This window comes from Gelidimonas denitrificans (assembly GCF_055694065.1).
The window spans coordinates 235,511-249,463 of sequence record NZ_CM146350.1; the positions used below are offsets into that span (position 1 = coordinate 235,511).

At 47.5% G+C, this 13,953-nt stretch carries 13 protein-coding genes; 6 read left to right on the top strand and 7 right to left on the bottom strand.

All coding sequences use genetic code 11. The annotated features are described in order from the left end of the window. Nucleotides 1-13 precede the first annotated feature (13 nt). From FKCLFG_RS01145 to FKCLFG_RS01175, 7 genes are read right to left on the bottom strand one after another with little or no spacing between them, the layout of a single operon-like run. Nucleotides 14-850, bottom strand: coding sequence for a glycosyltransferase family 2 protein (locus tag FKCLFG_RS01145; RefSeq protein WP_472614418.1), 837 nt, complete (start codon nt 848-850; stop codon nt 14-16). After that, complete coding sequence (locus FKCLFG_RS01150) at nt 850-1,206, bottom strand: EamA family transporter (protein WP_472614419.1); 357 nt, start codon at nt 1,204-1,206, stop codon at nt 850-852. Before FKCLFG_RS01150 ends, FKCLFG_RS01145 begins: the two co-directional genes overlap by 1 nt. Continuing rightward, nucleotides 1,203-2,039 carry a sugar phosphate isomerase/epimerase family protein gene (locus tag FKCLFG_RS01155; RefSeq protein ID WP_472614420.1) on the bottom strand — a complete coding sequence of 279 codons (837 nt, stop codon included), beginning with the start codon at nt 2,037-2,039 and terminating at the stop codon, nt 1,203-1,205. Before FKCLFG_RS01155 ends, FKCLFG_RS01150 begins: the two co-directional genes overlap by 4 nt. Continuing rightward, entirely contained in the window at nt 2,036-2,827 is a 792-nt protein-coding gene (locus FKCLFG_RS01160; protein WP_472614421.1) for an NAD-dependent epimerase/dehydratase family protein, read from the bottom strand. Before FKCLFG_RS01160 ends, FKCLFG_RS01155 begins: the two co-directional genes overlap by 4 nt. Continuing rightward, nucleotides 2,824-4,389: a hypothetical protein gene (locus FKCLFG_RS01165; RefSeq protein WP_472614422.1), complete on the bottom strand. Its 1,566-nt coding sequence runs from the start codon at nt 4,387-4,389 to the stop codon at nt 2,824-2,826. Before FKCLFG_RS01165 ends, FKCLFG_RS01160 begins: the two co-directional genes overlap by 4 nt. Beyond that, entirely contained in the window at nt 4,373-5,497 is a 1,125-nt protein-coding gene (locus FKCLFG_RS01170) for an NAD(P)/FAD-dependent oxidoreductase (protein WP_472614423.1), read from the bottom strand. Before FKCLFG_RS01170 ends, FKCLFG_RS01165 begins: the two co-directional genes overlap by 17 nt. Beyond that, nucleotides 5,497-6,522 (bottom strand): glycosyltransferase family 2 protein, encoded by a 1,026-nt coding sequence (locus FKCLFG_RS01175; protein ID WP_472614424.1) that lies wholly within the window; start codon nt 6,520-6,522, stop codon nt 5,497-5,499. Before FKCLFG_RS01175 ends, FKCLFG_RS01170 begins: the two co-directional genes overlap by 1 nt. 455 nt (nt 6,523-6,977) lie before the next feature. Here FKCLFG_RS01175 and rfbD point away from each other — a divergent pair, with 455 nt between their 5' ends. From rfbD to FKCLFG_RS01205, 6 genes are all read left to right on the top strand, one after another. Further along, nucleotides 6,978-7,850 (top strand): dTDP-4-dehydrorhamnose reductase, encoded by an 873-nt coding sequence (gene rfbD, locus FKCLFG_RS01180; protein WP_472614425.1) that lies wholly within the window; start codon nt 6,978-6,980, stop codon nt 7,848-7,850. Nucleotides 7,851-8,193: 343 nt separating this feature from the next. Next, on the top strand, nt 8,194-9,426 hold the full coding sequence (locus FKCLFG_RS01185) for a flippase (RefSeq protein WP_472614426.1): 1,233 nt from the start codon (nt 8,194-8,196) through the stop codon (nt 9,424-9,426). A 3-nt stretch (nt 9,427-9,429) separates the two neighbouring features. Continuing rightward, nucleotides 9,430-10,599: an O-antigen polymerase gene (locus FKCLFG_RS01190; protein WP_472614427.1), complete on the top strand. Its 1,170-nt coding sequence runs from the start codon at nt 9,430-9,432 to the stop codon at nt 10,597-10,599. After that, nucleotides 10,589-11,512 carry a glycosyltransferase family 2 protein gene (locus FKCLFG_RS01195; RefSeq protein ID WP_472614428.1) on the top strand — a complete coding sequence of 308 codons (924 nt, stop codon included), beginning with the start codon at nt 10,589-10,591 and terminating at the stop codon, nt 11,510-11,512. Before FKCLFG_RS01190 ends, FKCLFG_RS01195 begins: the two co-directional genes overlap by 11 nt. A gap of 6 nt (nt 11,513-11,518) precedes the next feature. After that, on the top strand, nt 11,519-12,622 hold the full coding sequence (locus tag FKCLFG_RS01200) for a glycosyltransferase (protein WP_472614429.1): 1,104 nt from the start codon (nt 11,519-11,521) through the stop codon (nt 12,620-12,622). 183 nt (nt 12,623-12,805) lie between these two features. After that, the gene (locus tag FKCLFG_RS01205) at nt 12,806-13,909 is read left to right on the top strand and encodes a glycosyltransferase family 4 protein (protein WP_472614430.1); all 1,104 of its coding nucleotides are present in this window, start codon (nt 12,806-12,808) and stop codon (nt 13,907-13,909) included. Nucleotides 13,910-13,953: the final 44 nt, after the last annotated feature.

The window sequence follows — 13,953 nt, forward strand, 5'->3', positions numbered from 1 at the left end:
AGAGCATTCACAATTAATTATTCTTTGGGTTATAAGCGCCAAAACAAGCCTGAAACAACACCTGGAGCACCGATAGATTCCCCTTAACGCTGCTGATCTTGGTTGGCACTTCCCCTTTGGGGTAGCGCCGAATGGTCGATAGTTCGAGACAGCGATAGCCAAGTTTGGGCGCGCGATAGGAAAGATACGCAAGTAACTCATAGGTCATGAATACATCGCGGAACGGTGCGATTTTGGGATCGAGCAGCATTTTCCGACTGTAGGCGCGGAAGCCCTGGGTAGTATCTGTCCATCGAAATCCAGAAAACATACTCAGCATCGGTGCATGAATGAAGCGGATGGCGAAGTCTCGCAATCTAGGCGTGTTCTCTGCGACTCCCCCTGCGATGAAACGGGAAGCCTGTACGAAATCCACACCTTGTTTCAGCGCTTCAATGAAACGCGGTATCGCCTCCGGATCATCCTTGTCATTACCGTCAATGCTGATGATTCCTTCATAGCCTTGGTCAAGTGCAAAAGCGTAAGCGCAACGTAGCTGGGCGCTCAATTTTCCCGGCCCCGTCTTGACCAGCAGTCCGCGCACGCCGTTCTGCTGCAGTGACCCCAACTCCAGCGAGTCATCGGTACTGCCACCATCGACGATGATGATGTCGGCGATCCCGTCGATTTTGAGAGCCGTCATTCTGAAAAGCAGGCTCTTGATTCTTTCGCCTTCATTAATGACCGGAATCACGACACACCACGGGTGCTGTCGTCCAAACCATAGGGGTGTTTCAAAGGTTGGTATTTGCCAATTGGCGCGCACTGCAGAAACACTATCAATCGTCATTTTTTCTTCTTTTTTAACCATCAGGCCACTCGTGCCGTAATCAGTGCTACACCAGCGATCACCAGGGCGATCCCGGCTCCCGTAGTCCAGTGGAAAGGTTCACGAAAAATCAGTACCGAAGATAGGGCAACCGTCGCCACCGCACCGGCAGTCAGAACGGGATGCGCCACATTCAGCGGCAACCGTGCCAAGGCGGCGGCGTAGAGCAGGAATGCTCCGCCGTAAAGCCCCAGACCCAGCCAGAATGGCCAATTACTTAACGCCGCCATGGGTTCACTGAGGGATGGAAATTTGCGAGGTGGCATCATGGCCATCTTGACCAAGACGCTGGCCGAGGCGTTCGAAGCAATACCGAGAATCAGAATGAGCCACTTCATGTGTTGGCTCCGACTCTGTCATTGCGGTAGTGTCGAATTGCCACATCTAACGCACGTTCAATCGATACAAGATGCGGCTCATTCTTGGTTGCCAGCATCTCGATAGTCACCAAGTGATCTGGCAGATACAGCATCAAAGCTTCGAGCATTTGGGCATGGTCAGTTTCACCGTCCCCCAGTGGTACCAGATTCGGCTCGCTGGCATGAATGTGACCTATCAGTCCGACGCACGATTGCAACACGGTGATGGGGTCTTCACTATTGATAGCCAGAGCACCAGTATCGAATTGCATGCGAATGGCCGGGTGGGTGATCTGTGCCACCACCTGCGCTGTCTCGGCATTTGTGGTCATGAAGTTGGCGCCGTAACAGGTTGGGTTGGGCTCCAGGCAGATCATCACGCCATGCGAGCTAGCGATATCGCCTAGCCGCCTGAAAAAAGATACAGCGATCGCCATCGTCTCGGCGTCATTCAAGCCGCTGCGATCGCGATTTTTTGGCGAGCCAAACACCACGCGGGTTGCACCCAGACCGGCCCCAATACGGCAAACGGCATCGAGGTGTTGCAACATCGCATCCTGCGACTCAGGCGTGCCAAAAACGTTCAAGCCGGTGGTACCAAACAACAGTGCCTGCATGCCGGTAATTTCGATGCCACGTTCAGACCACCAGTTCTTGACGCGAGCAATGTCTTCGTCTATCGCCTTGGCTGGTTCAGGGAAATACTTCCCTGGTGCGACATCAATCGCATCGACACCAAAACGATGAAGCAACGTGGCTATCGCTTCATCTTCAGCGGTATCCCAGGCAATGTTTGAAATGGCCAGCCTCATGATTTCGCCTCCGGGGCGGACTTGATCGTTAGTGGCTCAGACTGCGCATAGGCCCTAATGGCTTGAACGGTTTCACGCGCGCTGTATTGGTAATGTCCGGATGCACCAAAAACTTTAGCGTGGCAGGTTCGCAGGTCATAGATTGCCGGGGTGTTAGCCAAGGCATGGTCGAAGGATTTGCCAAAACCTTGTTTGGAAACATCCGCTACGCTGATCGGTTCTGCCGTAAGGTGTACCAATTTCAGCCCGGCGTTGAGCGCTGTTTGAATGTCGTACCAGAGGCTGACCATCGGGTAGAACTGGAAAACACCCCTGCTCTCAATAGCGTGAAGATTATTGTCATTTAAGAAGTCGAAGATGACATTCTTGCGCAGTCCTGGACCGACCAATCCGGGAAGACGAACGATCAGATGGTTTGCGAAATGGTTTGCGACAAATTTTTCCAGCAGGCGGCGATGCAGGCCGTAAGCGTGAAGTCCTGACTCGTCAACAGAGGTACTTTCATCAACCCCTATCGGACTTTTGAACACATCGACGGTGCTGATCAGGATAAAAGTTTTGCACTGGATGGTCTTCAGGTGCGCGATCAGGCCATCAATCTTTTGACGATCCGCCTCAGGTTCCCGGTTGGCGATCCACTTCTGCGCGGGGGCGCCGGCACACACTACGGTATCGAACGATTCACCCTCGATATCACTGATATTTGTTGAGCGATAAAGCGATTCGAAGCGTGCCTGCTTAAGTAGTGTACTTCCTACGAATCCTGAAAAACCTATTAGTGCATTCATTTTGTAATTTCACTAGTGATAATGGCCGTAGAACCATCGTTGTGGGTAACGGTTGCCTTTGTATATTTTGGTAGATCAGGAAACGCCAACGTGCCTTCTAAGTAAACAGAAGCGCATGCATTTCTATTTGCCAAAAGTTCAGGAACCTCTTGAAAAGATTTACCCTCATGGATACCGCGATGAAAAAGTAAATTCGCATAACCTCGTACCCCTAAATTCGAAGAAAAGACCGCGCATTTCATATCTACCTTATTTGAGATTCGCGATACAAACTGTCTATTTTCAGTGTCAATAGAGCCCCATGATGAATAACCACTCATATCTGCTTTGTAGCTTTTGTAACCATGAAAACTCGAAAGTAGTATAAGAGCCAATAAAATAACTCGTCTCTTTGTTTCGAATCGAGCAAATGAGAAAGCCAATATCAACGCGGCTGGAAAAATAAATTTCAACCTATCAAAAGAAAATTGTGTGGCATGTTGAAGCATTACGATATTTTCAAGCAGTGGTATACACGCTGCGACGAATATGAAAAATGTTGTCTGTTGTCTGTTGTCTGTTGTCTGTTGCTTGTCGCCCAAATAGGCTAGGGTAAGAATTGAGAATATCGTCAGAATAAATAACCCATATGAAAGGCCGTAGCCTTGAATCAGCCCGACAACGCTACCTACTGAAGTATTTCTTGCAATAAATCTCCCTAAAAAGGCCTCAATTGCTGGCCCGAAACCGACAGCAAAACTAAAGTGCATAACAGTCAGAATTCCTGCAATCGCGGTTACGATAAATATCTGTATCGCAAGGACCTTTGAAGACACCAAATCGCGGCTATTTAACCACAAGAGAAAAATCAGACCAGTATTAAATACATAGCCAGTCCACTCAATCAGTGGCCCAATAAAAGCCATAATGATGATTGCTACTGAATATAAGAGGCGGCTTTTTTTGGTTTCGCCTGTTAGATACCTGAATATTAAGTAGAGAGAAAGAATTAAGATCGGCTGGTATAGGCTCTGGCTCCAATAAATCACTCCCTGCGATAGCAACGCTTCACGGCTAAATATTCCTATAGTGCTGCCAACTAGCGCCCCGCCAACTGAAGTCCATGGGCCGTACCCATTAAATTTGAGCAGACTTACTAATAGTAAAAAAAGAGCGAATGCGCTCAGGCTACCGAGAATAAAATTGAAGTGAGCTAAATTTTTTACTGATGTTTCTAAGTCAAAAGCTTTAAACCAAAAATAGGGGGCCAGAAAACCGAGGGGAGTAAAACTCGAATAGATATAGTCGCCAGTCTTGGTGGGAATAGTCGCACCCCATGGAATATGCTTGTCAGACTCCCTTCCTAACGAGACAGTAGGAAGATACAGATGATTTTCTGCAGAACTTTCATTCAGCGCAGTAGCAGTCAGAAGCACGTGGTAAGTTGCCTCTAAATTTGGGGCACCAGCCACCCTTTTGAAATCCTGCTGCCTCAAGCTCAAAGAAAATATCAGCAACAAAATCAGGATGAATGCACCCGCAAAAAATGGGTTGCGGAGCGTGTTGTTAAAATTTCTCAGCATCTAGCTTTTCTAGAACATCATAAATATTGTCAATTTTCCCACCCAATACCGAGTAGCAACCCGGCAGCTCAAGGTGTTTCTCAAACAAAATAGGTCTTCCGTCATCACTTTCGTTCTTTACCAGGACGGTTTTAACCTCGAATAGCGAATCGATATATTTGGCATCAAGCACTGCAGGGAGATACCGCCCAACGTCCCTGACCATACGATCTACACGGCTTGCGCGTTCGTACTGCTTGAGTTTTTCGTAAGGATCGATACCTTTCTCGTCGTTCCAGTGCAGATGTGGGGTGTAGCGGACATGGGAAAGCGTATGCAAGCCACGAGCAGGAAACGGCATCATCGAGAAGAAAGGGCCGTCCATCACCGTAATGCCCAGGCCCTCAAGTGCTGGCGGGGCCTGCATCAGTGCCATTTCAGTGATTTCTTGTTTTAGGCCAGTTTGGGTCCCTGAGAAATCACCCTTGAATTGGTTGAGTCCGCTATAGGTACAGTTGAATACGTAGCGGCAGGAGATTAGCTCCTCGGTCCGGCGATTGGGTTGTGTGACAACCTGCAGTGTTTCACTTGGCCCGTTTGAGATAGCAGTAACGCGCGTTTCAAAGCGAATCTGTACGCCACATTCTTTCAGTTCATGCTCAGCCCAACTTGCCAGCTTCGTGGCATCGAAAGCATATTCTTCAACCAAAAACACATCTTCGATCAGGCGGGGCTCGAACAATGCCAGTAGCGCCGGATCTGCTGGTTGAATCTTGGCGCCAATCTCCCGACAGAACCGCTCAAACTGTTTGGCTGTGACCTTGGAGTTACGGCGTGCGATCGCGTACAGCTTTGTGAAATCTTGCTTCACCGCATCCGGCCAGTCACGCACGAACTTGGGCAGATTGACCTGACTTCGATATGCTGTCGTGAAACTGCGTGGATAGTGATAGCCGTTATGTACGCGAGCCTGATTGTTGTAGGAGGCACGCGTAAGCAGAGCCGGCTCACGCTCTACAAGGATGATGCGCTTGAGGCCGCGCTGTCTGGACAAGTAAATGGCAATAGCTGCACCGTAAAACCCGCCCCCGATAATGACTGCGTCTTGGTTTGTGTCCGTAGCCGGCATCAAGCAACCAGCTCAGGGGAAGTGCCTGACCTGTGCGTCGTCTTTGACGCAGCCTCTTCAATGTTCAGCTTCTCGCGCCGGGTCATGCGGGCACTGGTGAACTCTTGTCCTACGTGATAAAGCGGTCCTTCATTCGACAGGCTCGTCATGTGCAGGATGTACTCGCCAAGTACAAGAAGGACGAGCGAGATCAAGAAAAACATGCCGGACTGCTGGAGAGACAGGCTGACCCAGCCGGGTGCAACATTTACCTTCAGGAAACCGATGGCGACGACGTAGACGGAATACACAAGGTTGGCGACCGCACCAAACAAAGAGAGCGAAGTAACGAGACGCATCGGAGCGCGGGTTGTCGAAACCAGCAAACGCGTCCCCCGGTCGATGCTTTCGCCCAAATGCTTGGTATGCGAAATTTTTGGCGTTGCACTGTAGTTGAGATTGGCGCGTGCGAATCCCCCAGTGGCTGGAAGATGGCGATAGGTCATCGAGGGCTGAGAATGCTGAAGAATGAAGTTGACGACTCTCTTGCTCAGGACGCGGTACTGCGGCGCTTCCTTGGCCAGATGGATGCCATTGAACCACTTGTAGAGTCGATTAAAAACAACGTAAGCACCCCGATAGGCAAGGCTCTGAGCGATTTTTTTCTGATTACTGGCGAACACCACATCGGCGCCGCTGACTGCCTTGTCGAGCATTTCCGGCAAAAATCCGATGTCGTCTGCCAAAGGATCAATGACGGCCACGAAGTCACCCAAGGCATTTTCCAACCCAACCCATGACGCAGTGTCAGCATCCACTTCTTTGGTTAATGCATATACCTGCAAATTGGCTTGTCCATTCTCGCCCGTTAGCTTTTTTAGGATTGAAACGCTGTCGTCATCGGACGCGTTGTCTACGATGATTAGTTCATAATCGCTAACGAGGGAAGAAATGCCAGCAGCGGCGTCTAATATTATTTTTTCAATATGGTCCGACTGGTTGCGCACAACGAACACAACAGAAATAAAAACAGGAAAAAACGCCATTCGAAGCCCTTTTAAACGCTAACGGCAAGTTTAGCGCTGTGATTTGTAAAAAAATTTCGCTATTCTACTTCGTATGGTTGGTACGCCGCCCTCTTTGCACGATTTCACCCTCATTCCTTTCTACCGGCAACTTGGCACCCGGCCTCACAACACGAAGTTACTCATTCATAGCTTGCCATAGACACATCAAGTCCCATAAGTTGCATTTTAGACGACCGCATGTACTTTATCAATTCGGCGGAGACGACCTAATGCTCACACCGACACACATTTTTTCCTAAATGTCGCCTACTGGAACACGCCCGCACAAGGATGAAGGTAGACGATACTGCTGATCGCGCACAGCTACACCGCTACAAAACATGCCATTTTGTCAGCACCTCCATAAACCGCATATTTCAGGCAGGTATAATCACCTCCCCCGCATGCCTCGCCACACAACTAAAATACACTCTATGACCCGCATCCTACTAACAGGAAAAACCGGCCAAGTCGGCTACGAACTGGAGCGTAGCCTGCAAGGTCTGGGCGAAATCATCGCCCTGGACCGCAGCCAGATGGACCTCGCCAACCTGGCCCAGGTGCGCGACGTCATCCGCCAAATCAAGCCCAACCTGATCATCAACCCCGCCGCCTACACCTCAGTGGACAAGGCCGAAAGTGAGCCTGACTTAGCGATGCGCATCAACGGCGAAGCGCCCGGGGTGATGGCGGAAGAAGCCAAAAAGCTCGGCGCAGCGATGATCCACTACAGCACCGACTACGTCTTCGACGGCACCAAAACCACGCCTTACACTGAAGATGATCTAACCTGCCCCATCAACGTCTATGGCGCCACCAAACTAGCAGGCGAGCAAGCGATCCAGGCTGCAGGCATTCATCACCTGATCCTGCGCACCAGTTGGGTGTACGGCATGCGCGGCAACAATTTCTTGCGCACCATTCTGCGGCTAGCCCAAGAACGCGAAGAACTGCGCATCGTCGCCGACCAGCACGGCGCACCGACATGGTGCCGCACCATCGCCGACACTACTGCCCACATCGTAGCGCTTGCCAAAGGTGCGCAAGATGCACGGGAATGGTGGCAACAACGCTCAAGCATTTATAATCTGACCGCGCAAGGGCAAACCACGTGGTACGGATTCACCCAAGCCATCCTGGAAAACGCAACTATTGCCAACAAGCCGCGCCTAACCGCCATTGCAACCCAGGATTACCCGCTGCCTGCCAAGCGCCCGACATATTCAAGCCTGTCATGCGAGCGGTTGATGAATACCTTTTGTGGATTGCCGGAATGGGAAAATGCTTTAAGGCTTTGCCAGAACTAAAATGATAAAAATAAGGCATAACGCAAAGCACTAATGAATGCACAAATTGTAGGAGCGCCCATAGGCGCAAACAAAGTTCCCAAGACGCTACACGGGCAAGTCCGTCCATACAAAATTAACTGTTATGGTTTGTGTGGATAAGAATACTGTCATGGGGTATCCATGTAGTCGCTATGAAATCGTGTGGGAACTATTATGTTTTTGGCTATACTCCGCCAATAAGTTGTCTCCGTATAAATTTTCAATAAATGAATAATCCAAATTTGGTCCATCAAAACCGTAGTGTTTCGGATAATGATCTGCAGGCGGCCACATTTCATGCGGCAGCAAGGCTTTGAGCTAGATGTGGAAAAACACGACATGGAACATCTTGGGCATGGTCATTCCAAGCCTAATCGCCATTCCAGCCATGGCATTCATGGCACGCATACTTGGAGTCGAAAAATTTGGTTTATTTATGTTGGCATTCTCGGTGTTGGGTTACGCGGGAATTTTTGATGGCGGTCTTACTCGGGCAGTGATACGCGCGGTTGCCATGCATGATGGCGATAGGCTAAAACACAAACTTGTGATCGGTACGGCGAGTTGGGCAGTAATTGCACTTTCCGCTGTTGCCTGTTTACTAGTGTATGGGTTTTCGTCCGAACTGGTCGGTTTGCTCAACGTGACTGCCGAATCCGCACCGGACGCCAAAGCGGCATTCGAATTGTTGGCATTCGTGATTCCGCCATTTTTGCTTGGTTTGATCTGGTTTGCCTATCCAGAGGGCTGTCAGAACTTTTTCACGCTTAATATTTACAAAACATTCAGCGGCGCACTGGTGGCGCTCCTGCCGGTGCTCGCTATCTTGTATGAGCCCACACTTTCCAGTGCGATCCTAGGCTTGCTAGTTTCCCGGGTGCTTGGCCTTGCGTTGGCATTTATTCCATGTTGGCAGGGCTTAGGCGGCAATTTTTTTGTGTTTAACTGGTACACGTTGAAGGAGCTTTTCAGTTTTGGTGGCTGGATAACCTTTTCCAACATCGTCAGCCCTCTGATGGCCTACGCGGATCGCTTCCTCCTTTCCAACCTTGTCGGCGCTCAGCGAGTGGCTTTTTACACTGCTCCTTCGGAAGCCATCGCCCGAATGTCTATTGTCCCTGGTGCGGTATCTCGCACTATCTTCCCGATGTTCAGCAAATTACAGGGCGAAACTGGCAGTACGGCCAGTCGCGCCCACAAAGGCTTGCTGATAGCCAGTCTGTTAATGGCCCTCCCGGTATTCCTGCTAGCCCCACAAATTCTTGAACTCTGGCTCGGCGTACCTTACGGTCATGAGTCTTCCGCCATTCTTCGCATTCTTCTGGTGGGTTTTGTATTCAATGCCATTGCCCAAATCCCTTTTTCACGCATTCAGGCACACGGCAAGGCGCGAGTTACAGCAATGATTCATCTTGCCGAGCTCCTCCCTTACCTGGGCGTGTTCGCACTACTGGTCTATTTTTATGGCCTGTTGGGTGCTGCCATGGCCTGGACGCTGCGAGTAACTGCGGACTTCTGCATACTTCAGTATTTCTCTCGCCGGCTGGGAAATTAAGGAATGAATTATCATCTGTATGCGCTGATGCTCATAAGCGCGGTTCTTGCACTTGCAGCGATTCGCCGGTGCTCGCTGTATTCGCCACTCGTAATCAGTGCATCGATCTGGCTGCTGGTGTTCGTAGCAGGCCTTTTCTTTCAAGACCGTTTCTACCCACTCCAAGAGCAGGCATTTATTGCGTGGTTGGTTTGGTTTTTTATTACCAGCCTGATTTTCTTCATGCTTTACCCGTCAAAAGAAGAAAATAACGGGTTAATCTCTGACACGCGTAAGCTTCCTTTCGATTACACCGTGCCTTTACTTGTCCTGATCGTATGGCTGGGATACAGGATATGGGTATTGGGTAGTACGGGACCGTCACACTTCTTTCTCAATCTTCGCCTCTCGTCCAATGCCTTGGAAGGTTATGAGCTAATGGGATGGGTGGGCAGGTTTTATCCATTAGTATTCGCTGCGTTTCTCTTTGAACATGTGTATTCATGTAATGAAAACAGGCGTTTGCGCATCTTGCTCTGGGGTTGGATGCTGTTATTCGCGGTAGCCACCATGGGGAAATTTGCGATTCTGACCCCCATACTGTCTTGGGTAGTCATTCAGGGACTAAAGGGGCAGTTAAAGATACGCACTATCGGACTGTTGGCGAGCTTTACTTTGGTCTTGATGCTAGCTTTACATCTCATCCGTGCAGGGGAAGAGGATGAATCGACGATAGTGGATGTTCTGGCTATTTATATTTATTCGCCCTTGGTAGCTTTAGGGTATTTAGATGTTGACAGTTCTCAGCCGTTCGGAGCTTACATTTTTCGATTTTTTTATGCGGTTGGCAATTTTTTTAACATATCTTTTGAGCCTGTGGACGTTATCCTACCTTATGTTGATGTTCCAGAACTTACCAATGTTTATACAGTAATGCATCCTTTCTACTATGATTTTGGAATTTTCGGCGTTTTTCTAGGAGCAGTATTTTACGGCACCTTCTTTGCTTATTTATATTCCTTAGCTGTGAGGAGGCTCGGGCTAGCTTTGATTTTATTTTCAGGCTATTCCATTATTTTGATGGGACAGTTTCTTGGTGATTTATTGGTAACTACGCTATCTGGGAATATTCAGATTTTTTTGTGCGTACTGTTTATTTTTATGGTTTCAAAAAGGACTGAGCATGTCTGTTGATATTCTGATGGCCACTTACAACGGCGAGAAGTATCTTCGCAATCAATTGCTTTCGCTTCAGCAGCAGACGTATTCTGACTGGATGTTATGGGTGCGTGACGATGGTTCCACAGATAATACCTTGGCTATCCTCGAACAATTTACCAAGACTGATGGACGGATCAGAATCGTTGAAGAAGATAGCGGAAAAGGTTTGGGGCCTGGTAAAAATTTTCTGGGTTTAACGCAATATGCAACGGCGGATTATGTGGTTTTTTGCGATCAGGATGATATTTGGTTTGAAAAAAAAATTGAGATACTTGTCGATTATGCAGATCGCAATTTCTGTAAGGAACGTCCGTGTCTGGTTACATGCGATGGGTATGGATATTCTGATGAAGAAGGGATAATTACTTCTGATTGTGTTTGGCTATGGTATGCCAAGAATTTAAAAGAATTTTTATTTTTCAATTCTGGATATCAGGGCTGCAATATTCTTTTCAACGCAAAATTAAACGATATTGCCAAAATATATAAGGCAGATTATTTTTACATGCATGATGATGTTGTTTCTCTCTTAGCGCATGTTTTTGGAGAGGTTCATTTTTTAAATAAAAGATTGATGTTGTATAGGCAGCATAAAAATAATGTAACAGGAAATATTACTGTAAAGTTTTGGTCGCGCGTGTATTTATTCTTCAGAAATCGAACTTTTGTTTTGAATAGGAAGCATTTTGAGGAGAGAAAGTCTTTTTTTTTGGCATATCATTCATCTATGAAAGTCGAATATAAAAATCTTTTTCATGAGTATTTGCGTTTTCCAGAAGTTTCTTTTTTTGAGAGAATTTTTATTCTGCTTCGCAACGATTTTAGTCTTGGCGGAGATAGGATTCCACTTTATTTAAAGTCAATTATTAGAAGGCCTCTTGAGTAATTTTTTATGAATATTTGCTTTCTAATTACGGGCCTGGGAATGGGAGGCGCTGAACGCCAAGTAGTTGATTTGGCAGACGAATTTGTTTCTCATGGTCATGATGTAATAATAATCGCTTTAACTGGTAAAGCCATTGTTCAACCAGTGTCGAAAAAAGTGCGAGTTGAGCTTCTTGGTATGCATAAAACACCAGCTGGATTTATATCTGCTTATATGCAAACACGTAAGCTTATTCGTGATTTCTCCCCGGATGTTGTGCATAGTCATATGGTGCACGCCAATTTATTAGCACGGTTACTGCGTTTAACAGTACCTATTCCTCGTCTTATCTGTACCGCGCATAGTACGAATGAAGGCGGTAGATTGAGGATGCTGGCTTATCGATTAACTGATCCATTGGCCGACATGTCAACAAATGTGAGCCAAAATGCTGTTGATGCCTTTGTAAAGCAACATGCCGTTTCTGCTGGCAAAATGTTTGCAATGCACAATGGGATCGATACTTTAAAATTTCGTTTTAATGCAGAAAATAGGCAGCAAATTCGGGGCGAATTTGACATAAATGCAGATGTTCAGGTATTGCTTGCTGTCGGGAGAATGGTTCAGGCAAAAGATTACCCTAATTTATTACGCGCTTTTGCTTTGCTACATTCACAATCGGTTAATTGTGTTTTATGGATTGTCGGAGCTGGACCGCTAGAAATTGAATTACGTTCTTTGGCAGAGTCGCTTGGTGTAGTTGAAAAAATTCGTTTTTTGGGTTTGTGCCAGGATATTCCGGGGATAATGAGTGCTGCAGATATACTGGTTTTATCTTCGGCATGGGAGGGATTTGGGCTAGTTGTAGCGGAAGCGATGGCGTGTGAACGGTTGGTGGTTGCTACAGATGCAGGAGGGGTGAGTGAAGTGATTGGCGATGTTGGCTGGTTGGTTCCCACTCGGAACAGCGAAAAATTAGCCAATGCGATCAAAGCAGCAATCACCCTAGACACCAGCGAACGATTCGCCCGAGGACGTGCCGCGCGTAAACGGGTCATGCAGAATTATTCACTGGCTACGGTGGTTACTCGTTGGCTGGAAATTTATCAGGGAAATTATACCGCGCATTGATGAGCGTTTTACATTCCAATTTACTGGACGCTTATGCCTTATACAATTTGGCAAGTTCGGCAGTATTTTTGAATGCACTACACGACGGTACGCTGAGCGCTTCGGAAATTTGAGGGAAAAAGAAATAAGGTTTTGTAATGTTGGATTTGGCATCATTTTTCTTTACATATAAGTGGGATTACTTTGAAAATTGTTTTTGTAATCACACGCTCTGATGTTATTGGCGGTGCGAGTGTGCATCTGCTTGATCTTGCTCAAGGAGTGCAGCAAGCGGGACACAAAGTTATTATCTTAGTCGGTGGTGATGGAATATTTTTGGAACATGCCAGGGAGCGTGATCTGCGCTGTATTTCATTGCGGTATATGGTTCGTGAAATAAACCCTATTAAGGATTTATTGGGCTATTTTGAACTTCGAAGAGTTGTTTCAAATATCAATCCGGATATTGTCCATCTGCACTCTTCAAAAGCGGGTATGTTAGGAAGAATGGCGGCAAAGAGTTTGTCAATTCCTGCTGTTTTTACTGCACATGGATGGGCTTTTACCGAAGGGGTTTCTACTGCGAATCGTATTCTGTATCGGGCTATTGAGCGATTTATGGCACGCTTTACAGGCAGGATAATTGCGGTTTCCGAGTATGACAGAAAGTTAGCCCTTAATTGCGGCGTGGGTAATGCGTCGCTAGTAACGACAATTCACAATGGTATGCCCGATTCACTAATTACGAACGCATTCCGATCATCTGAAGATGCTGTGAAGATGATTATGGTAGCTCGTTTTGATATTCCGAAAAATCATCGTGCTTTATTGGAGGCCCTTGCTCATGTCAAGCATCTTGCATGGACAATGGAATTTGTTGGGGATGGCCCTTTGTTGAGTAGTGCGCGCCAGTATGCGCAAGATTTAGGGTTGGCTACACGCGTTATTTTCTCGGGTGCTTGCAATGATGTGGTTTCCCGTTTGGCTGGGGCAGACGTTTTTTTTCTGATTTCCAACTGGGAAGGTTTGCCTTTGACCATTCTGGAGGCGATGCGGGCTGGCTTGCCAGTTGTCGCTTCGCGGGTTGGTGGTGTGCCTGAGGCGGTTGACGAAGGTGAAACAGGGTTTCTTATTGATCGTGATGACAGGCGTGCTCTGGTTACAGCAATTAATAGCCTCGTAGAGTCAGAAGATAAAAGACGCTGCATGGGGGGAAATGGCAGGATAAAATTCGCAAACAATTTTACTTTTGAAAAAATGCTACAGAAAACACTTGCTGTATACGCTGAAGTATTGCGCGGCAAGTGATGAATGTTCTTGAGCCTGCGGGATGTAGCGTTGCATGCGCCAAA